The following is a 24,350-nucleotide window of genomic DNA, read 5'->3' as shown; positions in this document are numbered from 1 at the left end:
TTTAAAGCGTTACTTTTAAGTTAAAAACATAACTGATGGTTGGAGGCAGATTGATAAAGGATCCGGTCATCTGGTAATCGGGATCCACATGTTCTTTATTTGCAGTCCAGATCAAACCTAAGTTCGCCAAACCCAATCCTGCACTCAAATTTTTAATATAGGCCACCTTTTTTAGCATGTATTGAGGTAAGCTATAGTTAAGCGATACCTGCTGAAAACGAATGTTCCCCGCATCGCGGACATTCAGGTCTCCGTATATATATCTGTTTATGCTGTTAAAATTATTGCCGGTCAGTCCAGGAACATCAGTCAGCGCCTCATCTCCCGGATTTTGCCAGCGATTGACAAGCGTTTTACTGGTAGCGAGTAAACCTGTTGAAGAAGTCCCGTTCGGATAGTTTGAACTACTGATGTTCTGTAGGATAAACTTATGACCAAGGCTGTATGTAATCCTGGTAAACAGTTCAAAGTTTTTATAGGAGAAAGTATTGATAAAACCGCCAAAATACGGCGCAGTTGTCCGCCCTGCATATGTTCTATCTTCCGGCTTTAGCGCAACAGGACTATTGGATTTAATTATCGTTCCATCAGCGGTATAAACCTGTGATTGGCCCGTATTGTCCAGTCCTGCCCAGCGGTAAACAAAAAGATTATCAATCGGATACCCTGTTGTGATTACCGGCAGGCCAACAGTAGCCGTTGTCGCCGGAAATCTTGCATCGGTAACTTTATTGGTGTTATATGAAAAATTCAAAGTGGAAGACCAGTTCCATTTCAGATTCTGGATGATCCTGCCTGTTAAGCCAAGGTCAACACCATTACCTGCAAGCGTACCACCATTGAACATTAATGTCGTAAATCCATAAGCAGCGTTAATTGGCTGGCTGATTAAAATGTCAGTGGTGCGTTTACTATACACATCAAATGTTAAACTGATCCGGTTTTTTAAAATGGATGCATCGATACCTCCGTTGACCATTTTGGTCGTTTCCCAACCAATATCCTGGTTTGCAGGAGTGGATATGGTGGCGTAAGGCAACTGTGTATAACTATCTACAAGACCAGTTGTTATGGTAGTAAAATTAATAGAAGAGTTTGGTGGATTACCCGCAGTTCCCAATGTTCCTCTCAAAGTAAGTGAAGACAACCATTCTACATTAGCCAAAAAGCGCTCCTTTTTAGCATCCCAACGAAGTCCGGCAGACCAAAGCGGACGAGCCCGGTCTCTACGCTCAGCGCCAAGGATATTAATATCATCAAAGCGCATGCTTCCACTTAAATAGTAACGGCTTTTATAACTATAGGTACCATTGGAATAATATGACAAGAATCGCGTTCGGTTTTTAAACACAATGCCTGGAGTAGACAATCGGGCACTTGATCCAACAAGCGTAGAATAATTTACGGTTGTACTAACTGGTACCGAACTGGAGGTAACCTCATCGTATCCATACAAGGTTTGTTCGCTACCCTGATATTTTGATTGGCGGATTTCTGTTCCTGCGATGAAATCAAGGTGATGATCTTCGCCAAATCCCCTATTAATATTGAGTTGTCCGCGAAGTCCGTAATCATCTACAGTTCCCCGGCTTGACCGGTAAACGCCACCTTTTGGAACTGCATTTGCCCGTAAGAAACTGGCATTTGTCGCATTCGCAGGATTGGTTGAATTATTAATTAAATCTCTTGTTGCGTAACTATTTAGATTTTGCAGGTTGATTTGATCATTGATTGATTTTTGGTATTGTCCGGAAACGGTTACATCCATCCAGGAAGTGATTATTCCTTTTAAGGAAGCGTTCATCCTGATATTATTTTTATTGCTGATGGTACTATTATAATCCAGTTCATCAATGGCATTATAAGTCCAGGGATATAAATTTTTGGTTCTGGTTAAGCTATCAGATACTCTTTTGGTAAAGGCAATGCCCCTGTAGATTTTGTTTCCCTGTCCATCAACCAATAAATCATAGGGTGCGAGTCCAAAATTCCCTACACCAAGTGCCTGAAGGGCGGCTCCGTTTACCATTGCTGACTGATAAGTATAAACCAAACCAGTATTCAGTGATATACGCTTTTTTAAAAAATCATTTGTAAAGTTGGTATTGACATTATAACTTTCGGATCCATTGCTCTTATAGATAGGCTGGTCTTTAGTATAATTTCCGGAGATGTAATAAGAGCTGTTTTCTGTACCACCTGAAAACGAAATATTATATTGCTGCGTAACTGCCCGTTGCAAGAGATAATCTTTCAGCTGATTCACGTTTGACCGGTTTCTTAAAACATTTAAAGCCGAATCACGTTGCGCGGCATATATAGGATTTCTTTTTGCTTTAAACATCCATTCCTGCGCTTCTGATACAGGCGTGGAGCGGTATCCGTTTGCCGGAGAGGCTATGATAGCGGCAACCGGATCCTGAACAAAACCTTTGTCGACCAATTCTCTTTCCAAATCGATATATTCAGCGCTATTCATTGAGGTCAGCTTCGAAAAATCTGCAGGAGCGGAAGTGGATAGTGTCGTGCTGAAATTAATAGTATTAGCACCACGCCTTCCTTTTTTGGTCGTGATTACAATTACCCCATTTGCAGCCCTTGCTCCCCATATCGATGATGCTGCAGCGTCCTTTAAAAAAGTGATATTCTCAATATCATCAGGATTAAACTGACCTAGAATAGCATTTCCGGAGGTATTGGTAACGGTCGGGCTGCCTGGATTACCGTTGATCAGTCCTGAAGAAACCGTAGTTAGGCTTTGATCAATCGCAGGAAAACCATCAATCACAATTAAGGGCGAATAGCTGGAAATAAATGAGTTTACTCCTCTTACCTGAATTTTATTGTTTCTGACGTCGACATTTACTCCGGGCGTTGTTCCCTGAATACCCTCCAAAATATTGATTCGCGGACGGCGTTCAATGTCCTTTGCGGTAAGCACACCAAATGATCCGGTTGTACTTACTTTTTTCAAAGTCTGATATCCTGTTGATACCACCACCTCATCAAGCTCTCTACTGGCCATTACCAGCTTCACTACCATATTTGGTGTGGCTTTGATTTCCTGGGTCACATAGCCCACGCAGGAAAACACGAGTATGGCGTCATCAGGCAGCCCCGCGAAACGAAATGTTCCATGCTCATTTGCAAGCACACTTCTTGTCGTCCCTTTTAAAGTAACTGAAACATTGGGAACTTCCGACCTCGTTTCAGCATCCAGAATTTTACCGTCAATATCTATCGATTCAAAAAAATTTACAATTTTATCGATTAAAGGTATTTCGGCTTTTCGGACAACAATTGTTTTGTTGACAATTTTATAGCTTAGGGCATTTGACTCGAGCACACTGTTCAATACTTTAACGAGTGGTGCCTTTGAGAAATTTGCTGTTACCCTGACCGCATCATTGACCTTATTGTTTTCATAAAGAACGTTATAACCTGTCTGCCTTCTGATCTTGGAAAAAAGATCTTTCAGGGAAACATTCTTTGCGTGAAGGGTTACTTCCTGTGCAAAACCCTCGGCCTTTACCTGTATAAGAAAAACCGTGAGCAGTAATATGGTGATCTTCATAGCGCGAACTACAGATTTATTTATCCAGGCAGAATGCCAGGAAGGGATCGGATCCTTAAATTTCATTACATTTGTTTGTTTAGTGGTTTATTGTTTGGTATGATACTTACATTATTGCGCTAAATTCTTTGACCGGTGGTGTTGGCGCACCCCCGGTTTTTTCTATCGCAATTCATTTAATTGAGTTAAATTATTCCTTTACGAATACCCTCCTTCCTTCAATTGCAAAATGAACTGAACCTGTTGACTCCAGCACTTCAAATAGTGCTGAAATATCTTTAAACCGCGAAATGCTTCCGCTGAAAGTGTGTTGCTTTAGCGATTCATTTTGGAAAACAACATCTACATCATACCATCTGGACACTTCTTTCATGATGGTTGCTAAATTTTGTCCGTTTAAAATGAAAAGTCCATTCTTCCATCCCATCTGCTCTTCAATATCTACTTGATTAATTTTAATCTGTGAGCCATTGTTAACACCCTGTTCCCCTGGCCTTAAAACAGCTGATGAAGAGATTATCCCTTTTTTATCTATTAAACTTAAGGCTACAGCACCTTCCAATAAGGTTGTTGAAACAAATCTTTCATCCTGATAAGCGTGCACGTTGAAGTGGGTGCCCAAAACTTCTACGCGTTGATTGGAAGTAAGGACATAAAATGGAAGACGAGTCCTCTTACCCTTCCCAGCTTTTGCAGTAAAGTAACTTTTGGCCACTTCAAAATAAGCCTCACCCTGCAAACGGACGCTTCGACCCTGCTTTGAAAATTTAATTGGAAAAGTCAGTTTCGACTCGGCATTTAGCCAAACTTTCGTACCATCAGGCAGATTAATCTGAAAATGGCCACCTTTAGGTGTAACTATGGAATTTTCCTTGTGCTCATCCACCTGAGCGTTTTGAGAAACGGTGTAGGTTAAAAACCCATCTGATGACTTTGAAATATTAACTCCGTCCTGTTTCAGAATTTTTCCTTCTGCCAGGTTATCCAGGTTAATTCGTAAACCGTTAGTGGTTAGGAGATAAGCTTTATCTCTGGCTGGCGCAATACTTTTTCCGATAATCGCTTCAGAACCACTTTGATGAATAGTAAACAAATAAACGCCTACAGATAAGATAAAAAATACTGCTGCAGCGGCCGCATACCTCATCCAGGCCTTGACTGTAACTAAGCCATTACGCTTAACCAATTTAGATTTTGCTGCTAATAATTTTTGAAAAATAAGCTCTTCTTCCTGAGCGGTATGGTAGCGCTCCTCTTCCTGCTGCTGAAATAGATGTTCCAGCACAGGTAAAAATTCGTCCGCTGTGCGATCTGAATTGAGCAGTCCCATCAATTCATCATAATCTGGTCTGGATATAGTTCCGTCTGTATATTGGGTAAGCAGAAAATTTACTCTGGACGGATTAACCATAACTTTACTTTGCCTTTATATTTCGTTTATAATTAGATTACACCACAAAACAATAATAGGACTAGTCGGAGAGAAATTATTTATCACTTTTTCATGAGAAAAGAGCAAAGAACAAGAAAACACCCCATATCAGAGGTATTAAAATGGTTTCGGAGCGTCTTCAGCGCAGCAATCAGATGGTTCTTAACCGTATTTCTGGATATTCCGAGCTTCTCCCCGATTTCATCATAATTTAACCCATCGTATCTGCTAAGTTTAAATACGAGCTGTTGTTTCGCAGGCAAAATAGCTATTGATGAAGTGGTGAAGCGTTTTAGATCCGAAAGCATAACGGATTCCTCCGTATTGTTACTCACCTTTTCAATGTCAAGCCACAGCTGATTCATCATTTTTTCCGAAGTTGCAATATTCCTTAACGCATTTAAGGTAAGTCTTCTGGTGATTGTATAAAGATATGGAGCAAGCGGTAGATCTTCGTTAAGCTTAGCGCGGTGAACCCAGACACTTAGAAGCGCATCATGACAGACTTCTTCAGCGAGTTCTCTGTTTTTGAGCAAACGAAAACAAAAAGCATAAATTTTTTTGAAATGCTGATCGAACATCCATCTAAAAGCTGAATCTTGACCGTTCTTCAAATGATGGATCCGGTCTTTTTCTGTTAATTCTTCTGTCAATGCCAATTAGAGACCGTACATGAATATCTAGGTTAATAACAGAGCGCTTTTAGTAGTATTTATACAGGCGTGCGACACAAGTGAGTGATAGCTTGTATAAAACACAAAAATAATACTTATAGGCAATTCTACAAAATCGCATATCAACATTATTTCCCAAATAAGTAAAATTTAATATCTATAGGGTTGGCAATTCACGTAGTTTCCCGGGGAGTTATGTACCGGAAAGATGTTAAACTGACCCATTTCTCTTTGCAGGTACCGGGCATCCAGATATGCTGACCTTGTGCTTGTGTGAAATCTAACATTGTACTATTGTTTACTAGAGGTTTGTTGCCCATATCGATGCATCAGGAACGAAGCCGACATCTCTTAATGTAAGCATGTTTAAAACCACCTGGGCAATTTGAAAAGGCTTTAATTTGCTTTCCTCGTTTTGGATAGCCATTCGGCTTTTGATATAAAATCAGTAATTACCTCAATGGGATTGATCTGCATCACCCTCATTGTACGGACGAAGTTCGGCACGCCAGCATTCGGTAAGACCTGCCACAGCAAATTACTGGATACGTAGGCCGAGCCTTTAGCATATCCCTTTAGTGATGCCGTTGAACCGATATTGATGATATTACTATATTGTTGTTGCTGAAAAATTTTTGCTGCCTGCTTTCCCGCGAGGAAATAGCCTTTCACATTTACTTCCCACATTTTTTGAAATTCCTCCACATGCGTATCTGTGAGCGTGTTAAAGGTTCCGATACCCGCGTTATTGATCAGTACATTGACGCCCCCCACTTTCTCTCTCGCAAATTCGAATAATGCAACCACATCATCCTCTTTAATGACATCTGCTTTTATACCGTTAAAGCCTAATTTTTGCACAGCCTTTTCGACTTTGTCCGGGTCCCTTCCTGAAATCACAACTTCGGCACCTTGTTGCTTCAGCACACTGCCGATTTCGTAACCTATTCCACCCGTTGCACCTCATTAAATGATACAGATTGCCCCATTGTTTGTTTGCACAAATCAAACCGATAGATGCAAAATTCAAACATTTTATCTGTAAACAACTATCGGGATAACAAATATCTACACATCATCCAAAACCATTAGGCCCATCAGGTTGTACTAGCTATATCTAGGTTTCAGCCAAGGCAATTTTCAAGGAAAAACCTAATAAATAAAAACTGATTAAAAATTCATCAATCAAAATAATTTCTTTCCATAAATTAATATATGTCAGAACGTTCCGATAAAATAAAAGCATTCAATAAAAATCGATTACCATCCATCATCAGACTTAAATACAGTGCCATGCTGGAAAACGCATTCAGATTTTACCGAGGCACCTGCCATCTGTTCTACGAAAGGATTGCTTCCCTTAAAACAATGCCCAAATCGCCGGTCGGATGGATCAGCGGCGACCTGCACCTGGAAAATTTCGGCAGTTATAAAGGTGATAACAAACTGGTGTACTTTGATCTCAACGATTTTGATGAAGCGATAAAAGCGCCAGTGCTTTGGGAAGTGGTGCGTTTGGTGACCAGTATCTTTATCGCTTTCCAAACCCTGGAGATCGACGGAGAACAGGCCATGAATATGGCTACGCTATTCCTGAAAAGTTATGGTTCAACCCTAATCGGTGGAAAAGCCATGGACCTCGACCCCAGAACGTCCCGGGGCATCACTGGTGATTTTTTAAGACGTGCGGAAAGGAGTTCTGCAGATGAGCTACTACAGAAAAGGACGTTAAAAAAAGGACGAAAACTCCAGCTTGATACCAGCGATGAGCGTCACTTCAAACTGAAAAAAGAATTGAAAACCGAATTGATCAGCCACATGGAAAATTGGCTATTAAATAACAGTGACAGCCCATATAATTACCGAGTAAAAGATGTGGTCTACCGCCTGGCCGGAACAGGAAGCCTTGGACAAAAACGATACCTGTTCCTGCTTAAAAGTACACGCAAAAGAGACCGTTATCTACTGATGGATATGAAACAGGCCTATCCATCTTCGATAGCGCCCTATTCAAATATTCCGCAACCCAAATGGGAAAACGAGGCTCAGCGGATTGTTTCAATACAAAAACGCATGCAACATGTTTCCGCATCCCTGCTTTCTACCGCAACATTTAAAGGCGAGGATTACGTGGTTCAGGAATTGCAACCAGTAAAAGATACCCTTAAATTTAAACTCATTAAAGAAGAATACCGTAAACTTTATCAGGTGATTGATGACATGGGCATGCTTACTGCATCCTCCCAGCTAAGGAGTTCGGGGATGGACGGCACTGCCACAAAAGATGAGCTGAAAGCTTTCGCTATAAAAGCAGGATGGCAGGAGCAAATCCTTCACATCGCCACCGAACAGGCAGCATTGGTATGTGCAGACTACGGGGCCTTTCAGCAGGATTACAGAAACGGGGCTTATGAAAACCAACAGGAAAATAAGCGGAAAACTGAACCAGTCATGGATTAATCCTTTGGAACAACACATTTTTCAAAGCATTTTACGATGTTCTAAATTTTATGGCATTTAACTAAACTTATTACCAATCGGAAAACGGCAAAGAGATCGCTTCAATAGAAAATAAAAAGGAGTATGCAATTTTGACTCTGCTTCAAACCAATTAGCAGTAAATTTGTATTACAATAACATTTGCAACAAATGCAAACCAATAACTACCACTATGGAAAACTCAACATTATCAGAAAATGCAAAAAGGTTTATGGACTACGCCATAGACACGATTAATGCGATGGATGGTGCTCCCGAGCACAGTTCAGCACAAAAAGATGAAGTGACCGCTAAAATCAGTACACTCAAAACCTTACTGAATCAACTTGAACAGTCTTATCTTGATAATACGCCGAGTAATATGACATTACCTGTGGACCCTGAATATATTGCAGCTGCTGGACACAGCTAAATAATAAGAGCTTGTCTTAAAGCAGCATATTTTTTCACCACGCACAATAAATATCAGAAAATTACGCTTATCTATTTGAGAGCGTTAATTTAGATTAAACGGGAAGCTGTCTTAAGATAGTTTCCCGTTTTTCATTTCTCCATAAACGCATTCTCCGATTCGCCGCACTTACCTTGCAATTTTAGTAATCATGATACCTAAACCAAAGGATATGATATTAACCTCACGCAAGAAACTTTCAAATAAAAGAGGATCAGCAATTGTAAAATTTAATACAGGCAATAGCCAATAAGAATCATATCACCGATTACTTATTTTTCCCGCTAGAGCATAAGGAACCAAGTTTAGCCATTTCCTGTTAATCGTACAATCTGAATACTAAAGCCTGAATCATATCCTTTTTAAACTAATTTACTCCTTTGCTGTTATGATTGATATGAATCTGCAGCACCTAAATCATCACTCCACCCAATTCCTCTTAATTAATGGTTAGTATTTCCAGTAACCAAGAATTATCACCCAGCATTCGGTTACCTCATCTCTTCATTATATTTTTCGGAATCTTAAAATTCTTGATCCATTTAATTGCCTTAAAGGGATATGGCTATCATGCCGATGAAATTTATTACGTTGAACTTGGAAAGGAGTGGAATTGGGGTTTCCCTGATATATCACCCTTTGTAACCTGGATGGCTTATATTTCAAGACTGTTTTTTGGTTCGACTTTAATCGGCTACCGAATGCTACCTTGTTTGTTCTCCGCTGCAACCGTCGTCATGACTGGTTATATCACTTACTTTCTGGGAGGAAGACGTTTAGCCATTACGATCGCTTGCTCAGCAATCATTTGTTCGCCTGCATTTTTAGCAACTTCTTACCTTTTGCAACCGGCTGTCTTCGATGAGTTCTTTTGGACACTTCTTTCCTTCGCCCTCATCGCTTACCATAAAAGCCGTAAAACGTCTTTCTTATGGCTTATGGCAGTAGCATTGGCATTTGGCATACTCAACAAATACAGCATCCTGTTATTGGTATTTACAATATTTATCGGCTGGTTAATCTGTAAACAGATTACAAGTGCGCCCCACTGGAAGAAGCTATTATTTCCCGCAATAATTTTTCTGTTGATTTTGACACCACATCTCGCTTGGCAAATAGAACAAAGTTTTCCTATTTTTAAATTCACTACCCATGTGGCAAAAACAAACTTCGACATTGACCTCGGCGATTACTTTCTTCAACTATTTTTCTTTCATGGAGCAGCGGTAGCTGTCTGGTCTGCAGGATTGATTTTCCTGATGACAAACCGGAAAAGCAAAGAATACGTTTTTCTAAGCATAGCATCTTTAATGGTGATTGCACTACTATCCGTATTAAAGGGTAAACTGTATTATGGACTGGGTCTTTTCCCGCTGCTATTTGCCGCCGGTGGCTATTGCTGGGAGCTCATGTTGAATCGCTTTAGAATTACTCATAAAGTGATATTTGTTGGAATGCTTTATGTTTTTGCACTTTTTAGTTTCCCTATAGTGGTTCCTATATTTTCCGTCACCAATAATAAATTTTACATGTCTGAAATGGTTAGGCTAACCGGTTTTTCCCGACCGCTCCGTTATGAGGATGGCTCTTATGGTAAACTGCCACAATTTTTCGCCGACATGACTGATTGGGAATACCTCACTGTGAAAGTACAAAATGCCAGCAAACAACCAAGCCAATTGGGTAAAGCCAAAGTAATTTTAACAGACGATTATGCCATCGCCGGCGCATTAAAACATTACGGCAATAAGGAGTTACCCTTTGTAATATCAGTAAAAAACAGCTTTCTAAGCCAATCGCCAAAAAATCTGGATCAGCACACGATCATCTACCTCACTAAATCATCTGTACCTTCCATTCGAGGTGCTGCCGGTAACGTAACCCTCATCGATACCATTCGTTCGAAAAATTCACATATTAATGGGCTATGTATCTATAGACTATCCTTCCCTAGCAAGGCATTTAAACAGCAATATGTTGAGGATCGGCTGATATTCGTCGAAAATTAACCACTAACTGCCTCCTTTAAACTTATCTAAAAGTCCCATCTATTCCGGCACTAATTATGCACCCGCATCTTTATTTTAAGTGTTTGCCTATTTAGCTTGAATCGATTGTATTCAACAAAACGCTCTCCAAAATATATTGATAAAAAAAAGCCATCGATTTAATTTCGATGGCTTTTTATTAAAATTTGGATCCATTAAGCGTGAGCATCTCTTAATGCTTTGATCGCGTCATGGCTGGTATTAATGCCTTCCTGTTGTTTTAATAATACAGATCTAACATTTTCCCCAAGCTCATTTTCTGCAAGTGCATCACGGTATGCTTTCTTAATCGCATCTTCACCACGTTCACATTCAGCCAGAATACTGTGTCTGTCATCGCCACCAAAGCTCGCTTTGATATCGATCCAGGCTCTGTGTAATGTTCCTAAAATCGTATTTCCAGTATCCGGGGTTTCAGCTTTTCTACCCACTAAACCGGCCAACTCTATCACGTTCTCGCGGCTATCAGATGATAGTTTATCAAAAGTTGCTTTTAAATCAATGTTTTCTTCTTTTAGATCGGCTGCTGCTTTATCAAAACCATCGGCTCTATCATTATTGATCTGGATGAGGTCATTTAAGATTTCAACTGTTTTTTCTGTATTTTCCATAGTTTAATGTAATTTCTAAATACAACAAGGGGAGTATAAATATGTTTGGTTCAAGAAAAATAAATCGCAATACCTATATGTATTTTGCTTAACCTCATCTTCGATAATATGCGTCAAACGCGTATCAATAGGCTTTTTATAGCAATAAAAAAGTTCAGATTAGCATTTAAGGTCAGTTGTCTGGGCATTGAGATCAGATGAATATCCGACTGCGATAGTTTACCTTTTAGCTAAACAAATCATGAGAAAGCAGTGTTGCATAAACGATAGGATAACTAAAAAGCTTGCATTAACAGTTATCTGCAAATTAATCGACCTATAAAACAAAATAACAATGTCTGAAAACGAAAAAAAAATCGAAAGTCCATTAACGAAATATCCAAGGCCACCATTTGTAAAACAACCACAACAGGTACCCGGACTGGCGTCAAAAATGGATCCGATTCCAGATCATGGAGAACATAGCTATAAGGGCTCTGGACGATTGGCTGGTCGTAAAGCCTTGATTACCGGTGGTGACTCTGGAATAGGCCGAGCGGTAGCCATAGCCTACGCACGCGAAGGCGCTGATGTAGTGATCAACTATCTTCCGCAGGAGCAATCTGATGCGGATGAAGTGTTAGCACTGATCGCCGAAGCCGGAAGAAAGGGATTTGGTATAGCAGGAGACATTACTTCAGAAGATTTCTGCCGTCAACTAGTTGAAGAAGCTGCAGATAAAATTGGTGGGATCGACATCCTGGTCAACAATGCCGGACACCAACAAGCCATTGAATCATTGCTTGACGTTACAACTGAAGATTTTGATACCACCATGAAAACAAATGTATATGCGCCATTCTGGATCACCAAAGCTGCACTTCCGCTGCTTGAAGAAGGCTCAGTCATCATCGCAACCAGTTCAGTGCAGGCCTACGACCCATCAGAAAATCTTTTTGACTACGCTCAAACCAAAGCTGCAAATGTTGCTTTCGTAAAGTCGCTTGCAAAGCAGTTGGGGCCAAAAGGCATCAGGGTTAACGGTGTGGCACCTGGTCCTGTGTGGACACCGTTGCAAACCAGTGGAGGCCAACCTCAGGATGCGATCGTAAAATTCGGTGAAGTCACCCCATTAGGACGCCCAGGTCAGCCCGCCGAATTGGCATCAATCTTCGTGCAGTTGGCTGATAGTAATGCCAGTTATGCAACCGGACAGATTTATGGTGCCGCTGGAGGGAATGGTCACCCGTAGAACAGAAGCTGGTGCCGGAAGCAACATTTCATCCGGCACCAACTCAATTGGGTTGAGTAAGAGCCCATAAAAGTACTAAATTTTCACCTTTTACCTGATTCGCAATCTGCATTCGCATCTACTCCCGTTCAAGCTAAAAAAAAATAATTTTTTAAACTTTTTAACTTTCTATTCGTCTGTTTTATATGATAGAAACTCAAGAAACCTTCAATTTCACCACTATGCCATTTATTAGTGGAATTTTAGCGCTGATTTTCGGAGCATTTATTTTCATCTTCGCAATGTGGCGACGAAACAAACGGCGAAAACTAACGGGTATTAGCGAATTCACCTGCAAAGACAGGATGGTAAATACCAAAGGTACAGAAAAGCTATTGCAATTTTTGGCACTGGTGTTGTTGATATCAGGTTTTATGCTTATCACCTTTGAAGCATTAAGAATTGAAGATAAGGTAAAAAACGAAGTCACCACAAGCTAGAAAAAGATATAATTAAATTCAGGTTTTCAAAAAAGATTATTGATGTCTGATCGGAAAAGACCAGCTCAAATGTACTCATAGCGTCATGATTTCGCGATAGGCCTGACTTTTTCAGCTAAAAAGGCTATATTACTATTGCTGTCCAAATTAACCACTCCATTAATAGAATTTTTCACTAAAACTTATCAAATTTGGCATTAAAAAAAGCAGGATTTTATAGGGGGCCACGCTTACCCTTCAGAAAAAAAGAAGCAGAACATAAAATTAATGAATTCATAACCGCACTAGAGGTGCGTTTGACGGGAGAAAATGTTGAAACCAGTATTTACCCGCTCGCCAAGGCAGTAGAAATGGCGAAAGAACTGGATCTGGATCTGGTTGAAATCTCCCCAAATGCCGTCCCACCCGTTTGCCGGGTCATCGACTATAGTAAATTCCTTTACGAACAGAAAAAGAAGCAAAAGGAAATTAAAAGTAAAGCCAAGCAAACCATTATCAAAGATATCCGTTTCGGCCCGAATACTGACGATCACGATTTTCAATTTAAACTTAAACACGCGGTTTCGTTTTTAGAAAGTGGTGAAAAAGTACGCGCCTTTGTTCATTTTAAAGGTCGTTCTATAGTATATAAAGATCAGGGCGAAATTCTACTGTTGAGATTTGCGCAGGGCCTGGAAGATGTTGGTAAAGTAGAACTGTTGCCAAAACTGGAAGGCAAGAGAATGTTTCTGACCCTGGCACCGAAAGTTGGGAGAAAATAAGTTATGGGCAATCTAAATCATCAAAAATTTGAGGCTTGCACCACTATCAACCGCACAAGGTTCGAAACCAGATCGCTATTTTATCGGTAAACTTTATCTGTATAATAAGCAGCTGATGATTTTATATTAAATGGTAGCGGTACTTTCCGCTACCATCTTTCATCAATCAGTGAAATATTTAGGCAATACCGCTTGGTTCCTCCCTGATTTCCGGAATGATTACTTCCGTATAAAATCAATTAAATCTGCATTCAACCGATCTTTTGCAGTAATGAACAGACCATGTGGCTCGCCCTCATAAACAATGTATTCTGCATGAGGTAAAAGTTGTGCAGCCTGCTCACCAGTTGGTTTGATTGGCACGGTCTGGTCTTCATCTCCATGAATAATCAGTACAGGTACATTTATGGATGATATTTCGGCCCTCAGATCAGTCGAAGAAAATGCAGCTGCGCAGCCGAGAGTTGACTTTAAAGTGGCCTGCATCGCAATAGTCAGATCTGTTGCCAACCTTTCGCTGCTCACCGGTTTATTAAGTAGTCCTTGTCCATAAAATTGTTTAGTGAAGGTGCCTAAAAACCCGGGGCGGTCATCGATAAGACCTGCTGTGATCTCATCTATTTTCTCTTGTGGAACCCCATCCGGATTATCGGGAGTTTGCAACATAAAAGGCGCTATAGAACTGATTAAAATTGCTTTTGAAATGCCCTTACCCCCATATTTGCTAAAGTAGCGCACCACTTCACCGCCACCCATTGAAAACCCGGCCAACACCGCATTTTCCAAACCAAGCTCATCAATGATCGCCTTTAAATCGTCAGCCAGTGTATCATAATCGTAACCCTCCAGCGGTTTGTCTGATTTACCAAAGCCACGCCTGTCATAACTGATTACCCTAAATCCGGCATCAGTAAGGGCGGCTGATTGGTAATCCCACATCTGATGATCAAGCGGCCAGCCGTGAATCAGGATTACCGGTATACCCGCCCCGAGGTCCTGATAGTGCAGGTTAATTTCTCCGCCATTTGCGGCTGTTGTTTTTACGAATTTCATAGGTTTTAATTTTATTATTGTTTAAAGAATACAGATTTAAAACACCCGCTGGGAGGCAATGTTTTTGATTTTCAATCCACTGATCCTAAATTCACAAAACCAGCGGTTGTTACAGCCAAATTTAAGTGAACGTGTAAGCGGCAAATTTTAATGATATTAATTTCTCCCAACGGCAGTCCATAAAATGACCAATTGTTGCTTTCCACTTTATCTTAATATGTCTTTCTGTAATACAGCCAAAATCAGCATATTTGATTATGCGATTACTAAAAGTTTTTTTTCTTTTCACTCTATTCTTATCCGTTAACGCCGTTGCCAAAGATTGCAATTGTAGCCAGATACTTCAACATAGCATCAAAGGCATCGAAGATAATTATGCCCTCTTTAAGATCAAGGTCAATGCAAATAATTACGAAGGCTATCTGGCGTTTAACCGGCTTTACCTCAAAAAGGCTCAGTCCGTTTATCAAAGTGATGTCTGCCAGAAATTGCTTAACGATTGGGTTGCTTACTTTAAAGATAAACACCTATGGGTCACTGTCGACACTGAAGCCGAAAAAATTAATTATATTCAGCATCGTTTGTCGATAAAGTCATTTCGAAAACGTTGGAGCGATACTAAAATTGCTAAAGATCCCGTTGAAGGCTTATGGGAGATGGATGGCTACCGGGTCGTCATTATCCCGGATCCCAAAGCGTATGGACACTTCAATGCCCTGATTGTCTCAGCCGACAACGACATTTTCAAGCCAGGTATGCTAAAGATGCACCTGATAAAAAGAGATGGCTTTTATAACATGAACTTCTATCGGCGCGACTCGACGGTGGTAAATTCAACGATCAGATTTACCAGCAAACACACCTTATTGGACGACGATGATCTTCGCTGGCGTAGATTGGAACCTACCCTGCCCACTGACAGCATTCCCACATTGGCCGAAATGAACCGACCTTCTTCATACGAACCGACGCTTAAATGGGTAGACGCAAATACGGCTATCTTCACCCTGCCAAGCTGTGCTCCGAGATTTGGACCCGTGGTTGATAGCCTGATCAGCGTGCATAAAAATAAATTAGAGCAGTGTCGAAATCTAATCGTAGACATTAGGGGCAACGGAGGCGGAAGCGATAGGACCTACCGAGCCTTACTGCCCTATCTGTTAACTAAAGCGAGTGTACAGCCTAAGGTGGGCTACTATCTCAGCGATGAAAACATCAAACTTTTCCGTGAATTGGGGATCCTGCAGAAACTGTCCCCTTCAGATACGACCAAACGGGGAATATGGGCAATTACCTCGGAAACCCCTTACTTAAGCGCAGCTCATTACGCCAAATATCCTCAAAGAGTGGCTATACTCATGGACTCCAAAACTGCAAGCAGTGGTGAAACTTTTGTGCTGAAGAGTAAAACAAGCGAAAAGGTAACCACTTTTGGTACTGCCACAGCCGGCTGCATAGATGGTTACAATGGGAACATCATCCGGCTTAACGGTGCCAGTCTACGCTACCCAACTTCTATCCGCACCATGAATCTTCCTCAAGAAGCCATTGATCCATTTGGAATCCTTCCCGACATCCCCATCCCAGATACGGTATCAGATCCGATCAGGCTGGTAATGGACTATCTTGAACAGATATAAAGGAATCAACAATTAGTACTGCAGAACCAGATATGATTTTACGCTAAGGTGTTTATTTGCAAAAAAATAGATTTGACAAAAAATTTAAGCATCTAAAGGCTTTGATAATTCTGTAAGGTGATCTAACATTGGGGCTGAAGCGATTAAACAACATTACCTATTGAATAAAAACATATTACAACAAACAATACGATTTTGCTACACCACAATTCCATCTCAAAATTTTTCTTTTGTATTGGAAGAGTGGCTAAAGTTTTTTAAATTCTATTTCTATTGTTTCCTTTCTGATATCGCCTTGTTGATTGTCTGGCAATTTATGATCCAGAAATAACTTCATGCTACTTTTATCAATAACATTAATATTGAAATCATATACAGTGTCAATAATGAGTCTTGAATTACCGTTCGCATCGATTGATACCTTATAATTAAATGTCTTTTCCCCACGGTCATCATTAAGGTAAAGCATATCGTTATCGCGAAAATCCCAAACCGGAGCAGGTTTGCTTCCTGACATATCTTCCTGGTTAATTACCTGCCCGTTGACCCCGTAGTAAGTGGTTATCCCTTTAGTTAATTCCCATTTACCAAGAACATTAATTTTTAGCGAGGCAGCAGTTTCTGGCCGCTCATCCCCTACGCCCTTTTTCTTACAAGATGGAATGATTAATGACGTTGTTAACAGCAGCGTTAAAAGAAGTAATGTTTTTTGTAAACCTTTTTTCATGATTTATTTTTTGTAACCAAAACGTCCCTACGAAAAAAATGTTTGTTCGTATGACCCCGGAAAGTAAAAACTTATTTAAAATTTTTATGACCAATAATTATAACTGCTATCCAAATTTTGTGTACGGGAAACAATTTTTAACAGCATCATGATGCATTTGAAAAAAACTGTTCAACAAGTGATATGGCTTAATTGCAGTATTTTTTTCTACTGGTATTTCGGTATTTTTCATTACCAAGGGGAGATATTGATGTGAATTTGGAATGATGTTTAATTTTTACAGCTAAATTCGTTACAGCATTTTTGGTAAATCGGGAAATTAAAACCCTGAAAAACTAAAAAAGCAATCTTGTTAATAGACTAATCGTTTAATCCCTAAGTGAATTTATACCTATGAAAAAAATTGGATTTTTATTTGCAATAGCCGCCATTGTTATTTCCTGTAAACAAAAGCCAAAAGAAGATGAAGCAAAAACCGTTAAACCGGAAGAACCAACTCAGCAACAGGTGAAGCCAGATACCACACAAGATTTTAGCTTCGAAACAATTCCATATACCAAGGCAGATCTCGGCGTATTTCCTTTTTTTACCTTGCCAAAAGGGTTGAAAGAAATGAACAAACCCCTGTTGAATGATTTTGATATCTGCTTTTTCCCAATAAAGGGCGTGATGCAAGGGTTCGAAGGCAGATTATACAAGGCCTATATCACGAGCCAGGAAGGAACACAGTTCTCTCAACGCTATTTTGAAAGTAGCGTAGACAATTATCTAAAATCAATTGGAGCCATTAAGGTTTTTTCCGGAACCATTACAAATGAGGAATATCAGCGCTACAATAAAAAAGACCCGAATAAAGGTGGCGAGGGCGACATTGGCTATGATGGTGAGCAAATTAATGTTTATGCCATTCGAAGTAAAGCTCAGGGAAATATTCTGGTGCAGTATTCATCTACAAATGCCAGTGCCAAACTGAATATCTTACAGCAAAAAGCACTCACCCAAACTATTGGAAAGATTACGGCTGACGTGATCGTGAAGGATCTCACTAACACCGGGAAGTCCATTTTATATATTAACTTCGATATCGATCAGTCTACCATCACAACAGATGGTAAAGAAACTGTAAATCAAATTACAGAGGCTTTAAATAAAGATAAAAGCCTGAAAATTAGCATCGAAGGTCACACTGATAACACTGGTGATGCGGCGCACAACAAAAAATTGTCAACCGATCGGGCGAATGCCGTGATGGCCGCACTGGTTAGCCAAAATATAACAAAATCACGTCTGTCAGCCAGGGGTTTCGGTGCAGAACGTCCGTTGGTTGCTAATGATTCTGAAGAAAATAAAGCAAAAAACAGAAGGGTTGAGTTGGTTAAAGTAAACTAACAGGGATATTTTTGAATGATCTGAATGAGGCCGGAATCCTTCGTTTTATATAGCGGATTCTAACTTTTTATTGAGTAAAGCAAAATCATTGAGCTGATAGGCGATGCAAACATTTTTAAATCGAATATGATTTGCGGACGCACCAGGTGGTCATGGCCCTCATGTTCTGTACGTTAGTCGTCTTGATCGGTTCGTACAGTTGTCCGCCAAGGTTTTTGGTGAGCCTTAGCAGCATTTCCTGATTAACTAAAAACCGCGTTGACCCGTCTGGAAGCATATATCTGCCATTTCCGATAAAATAGATCAATGGTTCGATACCGATTTCCGAGGCCAGTCGACAAAAAATATACCCACCGGGTTTAAGTACACGCCATATTGAATTTAACATCGCTTCAAAATGCTCCTGGTTTTCGGCAAAATGAAGTACTGCAGAACTGATTATCAGATCAAAACTTTCATTTTCAAAAGGCATTTTTTCTACACATGCGATACGGAAGTTTTCTTCAAGATTGATGTGGGGGAAGGAACTTGCCAGAATTTTAGCCTGTGCTATCGCTTCAGGATTTTGATCTACTCCATAAACCTGCGCACCGCTTCTTAAAAAGTAAAGCAGGTTTCTTCCTGTTCCACATCCGGCATCCAACACAGTTTTGCATTCATTATAAGTACCCTTTAATAACTGGTCGAATAAATAAATATCAATGTTCCCGAAGGTTTGCTGTAGCTGCTGGCTTTTCATCTATGCTGTAAAGATAATTACAAATTGCCGGAAGGGAGAAATAATCAATAATTTCTAGAAATTCAGCGAAATCACAAAGGCTTACAATAAATTAGAATTTATTGCAGTAAATTCAGCTGATTAAAACTGTAATAGCGTATAAATACTCCATAACTTTAACATCCCGACTTATGGAATATTTTATTACATTCTCATCAATTAATCCATTGTCTCGTTGCTATATATACAAGCAAAAACTACTGCCATTCGAGACAGTAATAAGAATTAAGTCTTAAACAAAACATATCCCTCCTTCAACATGTTTGTAAACTAACAATCACCAAGTCATGATAGTTAAGGTTATCCTGATTAATCTTTTATTACTAGCCGTTTATTGCGCGCTGATTTTGATGGGCTCAGCTGATGCCCATAAGGGCTTTAATATGGCCGTTGGCGCGGGAGTTTGTATAACTGCGCAGGTTGTTCTTAATATTTTCATTGGCCTTGTAATGCTGGTGATGGCCAAACTGGAAATTGGCAAAGCCCTTTTAATAAGTGCCCCCGTAGTAGGCATTGTTGGATTTTGCAGCTGGTTGATCTTGCTCAGTATTTATGGATAGATTTCACGCGAGGGTAAACGCGTTCCGCGTTTCACACATCATCAAACAAATATTAAGTTCGTCATTCCCAGGTCTCCCATTCACCGTTCTGGCGATCGTATTTTGCATATTCTCCTGAGTCTGTAAATTCAGAAACAGTCATGCCCACTTCAAAAATCGAATCCTTATTCCAGCCGGCTGTAAAGTAGACCGCTCCTTTTGTTAACAAGGCAGTTCCGTAATCTTCGTCTGGATGATTAAAATGCAATCCGTAACTGTCTTCAGCCGACAATTTGTAACCATACTTTAATAACCGTTCTTTTAAGGCTTGAAACTGTTCTGCTGTAAATGGAACCAAGTTTTCTGTATTTTCGAAAAACCCATCATCATTGCTTGTCTGCTCTTTTTCTTTGGTTTCAATTTTATAAAGGGAAATGTCGTAACTCATTTTTTTGGTTTTAATTTTGGGTTCAAATCAATTTAAACTATAGATGTAATTATTTTCTTCATTTATACAACAGTTTGTCAGAGGATTTGTTAGTTACCATTAGGAAAATATCTATTTCACCATTGTAATACTATCGCTATCATGAACAAACCATTGAAGTCATTTTTGATCAAATCCAGTATCGTTTTATGCTTCATACACCTAGCCTACTTTTTATATGGTTTTTTTAAGTTTACGGGCATCAGGAAAATCAATATTTACACTGAGTTTTACCGTTTTAAGTTTTACGATGATGTATCTATTTCACACTTTTTTATAACCGGTTTATTTTTACTGATTGTTCTTATTTTACTGATAAGAAATCATTCCAAAGAAAGATATAATACGCTAAATCTAATTAAAATCGGGGGTATATTGCTTTTTATCGTCTGCTTATCCCTAAGTTTCTTTATGAGTTATAGCTTCGGGATGAATGCCAAACTTAAACAGGAATTATCGGTGAAAAATTTCAACGCAGATAAAAGGCTGCTAAACGTTTTGAATCCATTTTTGTATCCTATCTCTCACTACAATTCAGAAACACTGTTTAATGTAACCAATATCCTATATCCGAAGCCCTATCCCGTAATGGAGGTAATTGATACGGTTTTTTATGATCCGACAAACAAAGAATATTACAACCTGCAATCTGCCTATTACAGTATTGATACGTTGAAAATGCTTACCAAGGCTTATGATAAGCTAAAAAGCGCGGCCAGCACTGCAGATGAATTGCTGGGCTTTGATCAACAAGAATTACAGCATAGAATCCTATCAAAAAACGTTAAAAAGGATAGTACCGAAATTATATTCAGAGGGGCTAAAGTCGACCCAAAATACGACGATAACATTTGTATCTTTCTGGAAAATAAAACATTGATCAGTCCGGTATACGGTGAAGATATAGCAAAACAACAGCGGCAAAGTGCCATCGATCGATATCAATTACTTTATCAATTACCCCAGGATTCTTTACTTCACGCATTTCAAAAACTGGATTCACTGTTAGAAAGATATCATGTTGAATCTTCTATCAAACCATTAAGCCTTACACAGGATGTATTCCGTTTTAGGAATAGAAATCGTGACCAGTTATATCAGATTAGGAACAATTTTGATCGAAATGCGCTAACGGAAAAAATTAAAGTTTTGAACCGGCTCTTTTATCAGCCCAAATTTTTTCATCCATCCATCAGCGCAATTTTCTTTATCGTATTAGTTTCAACATGGCTTTTTGGATTTGCCATTTTTGTGATTTCGATTTACTTACGAAAGCCAAAGCCTGGTATTTTAACATAGTGAAATTTTCCCTGGTTAATTTACAGAAAAAAGTATTGGTTCATATGTGCTCTGTATTCGATTAAAATTAATAATTTAGCCTCGACAGATTCCTTCGCGAACGAATTATAGTGAAGCCTGTATAAACATGGAAAAAAATCTGTTGAAAACCATCATCGTAAAACCTGAAAATATCGTATTAAAGCGGTATGTAGAATATTTTCTTTTTCTGCGGAAAAAAGATGATGTATCTGTTCAATATACTACCTTTCCTAATAACAATTTGTGTTTGGCCATTTATCGGCATAATCATGTTGACTATCAGTATGGTGCAAAAATGAACCATTGCCTCATCAGTTCGGGCAGGCAAGAATTCACCAGCCGCATTTATGGCTTTCATAACATGCCCTTCCGGGTGGATATTCAACAGCAACTCGATCAGATTTGTATCATTTTTCATCCTGCTGCTTTAAAAGCTTTTACCCGGCTCAATTTTGATGAAATTGACAACGCTGGTTTTGTATTTGAACAATTGTTTAAACCAAAAGATCCGTATTTTCTTGAACAACTATTCGGAGAGCCTGATCCTATCCAACAATCCAGGCAACTCGAGGGATTGTTATTGGATCAGCTGGAAGAACACCGTATATCAAAAATCTGGCAGGCACTTTACCATTTGTCGCCAGCACAACCAAGTCAACAAAATGTGAGCACGGAAATGCTTTGCCAAAAACTTCGGGTTAGTGATACCACACTCTTCAGGCTTTTTAAAACCAATTTAGGGCAAAACCCCCAGAAATACCTCAAAACCATCCGATTTAGGCGGGCATTAAAAGACCTCACCACTACGCACGATCCGCTTACAACCGTAGCCTTGCGCCATTATTATTATGACCAGGCGCATTTCATCAAAGATTTTAAAAGCTTCACAGGTTATTCTCCCAAAAAGCTGCTTAAGGAAGTATCTGTGCAACAACAATCCCTCACCTGGATTTACCAGGAAAAGTAAGCTGAATGATTTTTACAATTTCTTTTGCCTGCAATGCTTTTTCTTTGTCGAAAATCTTATTTCATGCGATACTTATTCATGCTTTTAGCCATTTGTTTGGCAACTTCCTGTGCGCTTAAACAAAAACAATACGCGTTTAGCCCCGCTCCGTCTCCTGATCCTTTACCGCAGTTAACTTATCAGCAAATGCGCGCCGAGCATGATACCCTGGTTTCTTATATCAAACAGGTAAGCCCGGTAATCCAATTCAATAAAGAAGTTAGGGGAATCGATTTTAGCTGGCACGCCGCTTGCTTAAAAAAACAGATCGGTCCAAAGACCACTATGGAATCGTACCTACATATCATTAAAAAGACACTTAACGCAGCACAAGACGGTCATACCAGCCAGCTCAATACGGTTTTGTTGGATATTGCCAAGAAATACTGGATCCCAAGTGGTGTAGTTTCCTTCGATAGTGCATCTACTAAAAACATGTACAAATATGTAAAATACCTAAAAGAAAGTTTCTATTCCAAAGTTGACCTTAACCTTATTTACATATCGGGATCGTACTATAATTTAATGCCATTCAGCTATGAGGGTAAAGCGTACCCTGCAGCCATGAAACTGATTAGCTGCAATGGAAAAAATATTCATGAATTTGTGGCTACCCTTACCGAACTTTATTCTCCACTGCGCTGGGACAGGGTAAATAACAGGGTTTACGATGAAAATTTCTATTGGCCAGCTGAAATCTATCAGCAGGATACTTTGAAACTAAATTTTGTTGATCAAAAAAATATTCAGCACCAGCTTAATATCAACAAGAATGATTCCGTAACCTATCTGGCAAAAAAGGTAAATGAATATGGCTATTTCAGTCAAACCGACACGGTGATAACACATTATTTTGAAAAAGAAGGTATATTTTATGCCAAACTCCCGGCCATGCGGACGGAGTTGGGTGATACGATTAAACGGCGTATGGGAGCCGTTTTCGCTAATCATCTGGTAAATAGCGTGGTCATCGATATCAGGGGAAATGGTGGAGGATCAGACAATACCTATAATATATTTTTGAAGAAACTAGTGAGGGATACCTTGAAAAAAAATGTTGTGGTTGGTCGAAACTTTAGTCCCGAAATCCAGAAAAAATATCATCTAAACCGAGATTCCATACGAACAAGCAAAAACAAAACCTTTAATCCTGGCTTACCTCAATTCAAATCGCAAGAGATGTACTACATAAAACAATCTTTTAATTTTGTGGTGCCAGATAGTGTCAAATTTCCATTTAACGGAAAGATTTATATCCTTCAGGATAAATTTATCTACTCTTCAGCTAGTAATCTTTCCAGCTTAGCGCAAAATACCGGGCAACTGATCAGCATTGGTGAAACACCAGATCTACTTGGGGGACTTCAAGCCGATGTGCTCATTAAAATGCTGCCTTATAGCAAATTTATTTTCAGGGTTGAACCCCAGGTGGATTTTACCGGCATCAAAAAACTTGATGATGTTTTCCAAAACCATGTAGACTACTCTGTATCTTATCCTATTGAAAACCTTTATTTGAGAACAATAACGAAAGATATATTTGGAAAAACATTTCTATTAGAAAATGATCCCATGTTCAGAAAGGTTCTGGAACTGGAACAAAAACAATAGTAGGTAATTATAACAGATGTCAACCTGGCATAGCTATCTT

20 protein-coding genes and 1 pseudogene are annotated in these 24,350 nt (G+C 39.5%); 12 read left to right on the top strand and 9 right to left on the bottom strand.

The features are described 5' to 3' along the window. Nucleotide 1: 1 nt before the first annotated feature. From PGN18_RS03640 to PGN18_RS03625, 4 genes and pseudogenes are all read right to left on the bottom strand, one after another. A complete protein-coding gene (locus tag PGN18_RS03640; protein WP_335317998.1) occupies nt 2–3,640 on the bottom strand; it encodes a SusC/RagA family TonB-linked outer membrane protein in 3,639 nt (1,212 codons plus the stop codon). A gap of 124 nt (nt 3,641–3,764) precedes the next feature. After that, nucleotides 3,765–4,985, bottom strand: coding sequence for a FecR family protein (locus PGN18_RS03635; RefSeq protein WP_335317997.1), 1,221 nt, complete (start codon nt 4,983–4,985; stop codon nt 3,765–3,767). Nucleotides 4,986–5,068: 83 nt separating this feature from the next. Further along, complete coding sequence (locus tag PGN18_RS03630) at nt 5,069–5,659, bottom strand: RNA polymerase sigma factor (protein WP_335317996.1); 591 nt, start codon at nt 5,657–5,659, stop codon at nt 5,069–5,071. A gap of 417 nt (nt 5,660–6,076) precedes the next feature. Continuing rightward, nucleotides 6,077–6,631, bottom strand: a pseudogene (locus tag PGN18_RS03625) (SDR family oxidoreductase); the annotation flags it as partial. Nucleotides 6,632–6,895: 264 nt separating this feature from the next. Here PGN18_RS03625 and PGN18_RS03620 point away from each other — a divergent pair. The 3 genes from PGN18_RS03620 to PGN18_RS03610 all read left to right on the top strand — a co-directional run bounded on the left by PGN18_RS03620 (nt 6,896) and on the right by PGN18_RS03610 (nt 10,639). Next, nucleotides 6,896–8,140: a DUF2252 domain-containing protein gene (locus PGN18_RS03620; RefSeq protein ID WP_335317995.1), complete on the top strand. Its 1,245-nt coding sequence runs from the start codon at nt 6,896–6,898 to the stop codon at nt 8,138–8,140. 211 nt (nt 8,141–8,351) lie between these two features. After that, a complete protein-coding gene (locus PGN18_RS03615; protein ID WP_335317994.1) occupies nt 8,352–8,591 on the top strand; it encodes a hypothetical protein in 240 nt (79 codons plus the stop codon). A 485-nt stretch (nt 8,592–9,076) separates the two neighbouring features. Then, a complete protein-coding gene (locus PGN18_RS03610; protein WP_335317993.1) occupies nt 9,077–10,639 on the top strand; it encodes an ArnT family glycosyltransferase in 1,563 nt (520 codons plus the stop codon). Nucleotides 10,640–10,833: 194 nt separating this feature from the next. On the opposite strand, the gene PGN18_RS03605 is transcribed toward PGN18_RS03610, so the two are convergent. Beyond that, entirely contained in the window at nt 10,834–11,289 is a 456-nt protein-coding gene (locus PGN18_RS03605; protein ID WP_335317992.1) for a PA2169 family four-helix-bundle protein, read from the bottom strand. Nucleotides 11,290–11,623: 334 nt separating this feature from the next. Here PGN18_RS03605 and PGN18_RS03600 point away from each other — a divergent pair, with 334 nt between their 5' ends. The 3 genes from PGN18_RS03600 (at nt 11,624) to infC (ending at nt 13,760) form a co-directional block, all read left to right on the top strand. After that, nucleotides 11,624–12,520, top strand: coding sequence for an SDR family oxidoreductase (locus PGN18_RS03600; protein ID WP_335317991.1), 897 nt, complete (start codon nt 11,624–11,626; stop codon nt 12,518–12,520). Nucleotides 12,521–12,741: 221 nt separating this feature from the next. Continuing rightward, nucleotides 12,742–12,999: a hypothetical protein gene (locus PGN18_RS03595; RefSeq protein WP_335317990.1), complete on the top strand. Its 258-nt coding sequence runs from the start codon at nt 12,742–12,744 to the stop codon at nt 12,997–12,999. 191 nt (nt 13,000–13,190) lie between these two features. Further along, entirely contained in the window at nt 13,191–13,760 is a 570-nt protein-coding gene (gene infC / locus PGN18_RS03590; protein WP_335317989.1) for a translation initiation factor IF-3, read from the top strand. 219 nt (nt 13,761–13,979) lie between these two features. Here infC and PGN18_RS03585 read toward each other — a convergent pair whose 3' ends face one another. Then, on the bottom strand, nt 13,980–14,813 hold the full coding sequence (locus PGN18_RS03585; protein ID WP_335317988.1) for an alpha/beta fold hydrolase: 834 nt from the start codon (nt 14,811–14,813) through the stop codon (nt 13,980–13,982). 257 nt (nt 14,814–15,070) lie between these two features. On the opposite strand from PGN18_RS03585, the gene PGN18_RS03580 reads away from it, so the two are divergent. After that, nucleotides 15,071–16,453, top strand: a complete 1,383-nt coding sequence (locus tag PGN18_RS03580; RefSeq protein WP_335317987.1) for a S41 family peptidase — start codon at nt 15,071–15,073, stop codon at nt 16,451–16,453. Nucleotides 16,454–16,700: 247 nt separating this feature from the next. On the opposite strand, the gene PGN18_RS03575 is transcribed toward PGN18_RS03580, so the two are convergent. Continuing rightward, complete coding sequence (locus tag PGN18_RS03575; RefSeq protein ID WP_335317986.1) at nt 16,701–17,180, bottom strand: hypothetical protein; 480 nt, start codon at nt 17,178–17,180, stop codon at nt 16,701–16,703. Nucleotides 17,181–17,573: 393 nt separating this feature from the next. Between PGN18_RS03575 and PGN18_RS03570 the strand changes: the two genes are divergently transcribed. Then, on the top strand, nt 17,574–18,569 hold the full coding sequence (locus PGN18_RS03570) for an OmpA family protein (RefSeq protein WP_335317985.1): 996 nt from the start codon (nt 17,574–17,576) through the stop codon (nt 18,567–18,569). A gap of 115 nt (nt 18,570–18,684) precedes the next feature. On the opposite strand, the gene PGN18_RS03565 is transcribed toward PGN18_RS03570, so the two are convergent. Further along, nucleotides 18,685–19,308: a class I SAM-dependent methyltransferase gene (locus PGN18_RS03565; RefSeq protein ID WP_335317984.1), complete on the bottom strand. Its 624-nt coding sequence runs from the start codon at nt 19,306–19,308 to the stop codon at nt 18,685–18,687. A gap of 326 nt (nt 19,309–19,634) precedes the next feature. Between PGN18_RS03565 and PGN18_RS03560 the strand changes: the two genes are divergently transcribed. Next, nucleotides 19,635–19,907 carry a hypothetical protein gene (locus PGN18_RS03560; RefSeq protein WP_335317983.1) on the top strand — a complete coding sequence of 91 codons (273 nt, stop codon included), beginning with the start codon at nt 19,635–19,637 and terminating at the stop codon, nt 19,905–19,907. 61 nt (nt 19,908–19,968) lie between these two features. Here PGN18_RS03560 and PGN18_RS03555 read toward each other — a convergent pair whose 3' ends face one another. After that, nucleotides 19,969–20,334, bottom strand: a complete 366-nt coding sequence (locus PGN18_RS03555; protein ID WP_335317982.1) for a hypothetical protein — start codon at nt 20,332–20,334, stop codon at nt 19,969–19,971. A gap of 450 nt (nt 20,335–20,784) precedes the next feature. On the opposite strand from PGN18_RS03555, the gene PGN18_RS03550 reads away from it, so the two are divergent. From PGN18_RS03550 to PGN18_RS03540, 3 genes are all read left to right on the top strand, one after another. Beyond that, the gene (locus tag PGN18_RS03550) at nt 20,785–21,672 is read left to right on the top strand and encodes a hypothetical protein (RefSeq protein WP_335317981.1); all 888 of its coding nucleotides are present in this window, start codon (nt 20,785–20,787) and stop codon (nt 21,670–21,672) included. 127 nt (nt 21,673–21,799) lie between these two features. Beyond that, nucleotides 21,800–22,660 carry a helix-turn-helix domain-containing protein gene (locus tag PGN18_RS03545; RefSeq protein ID WP_335317980.1) on the top strand — a complete coding sequence of 287 codons (861 nt, stop codon included), beginning with the start codon at nt 21,800–21,802 and terminating at the stop codon, nt 22,658–22,660. 63 nt (nt 22,661–22,723) lie between these two features. Next, the gene (locus tag PGN18_RS03540; protein ID WP_335317979.1) at nt 22,724–24,310 is read left to right on the top strand and encodes a S41 family peptidase; all 1,587 of its coding nucleotides are present in this window, start codon (nt 22,724–22,726) and stop codon (nt 24,308–24,310) included. The last annotated feature ends 40 nt before the right edge of the window (nt 24,311–24,350 follow it).

Source organism: Pedobacter terrae, from assembly GCF_036946585.1.
GTDB classification, from domain to species: domain Bacteria; phylum Bacteroidota; class Bacteroidia; order Sphingobacteriales; family Sphingobacteriaceae; genus Pedobacter; species Pedobacter terrae_C.
This window is presented reverse-complemented; position numbering and strand designations above follow the sequence as displayed.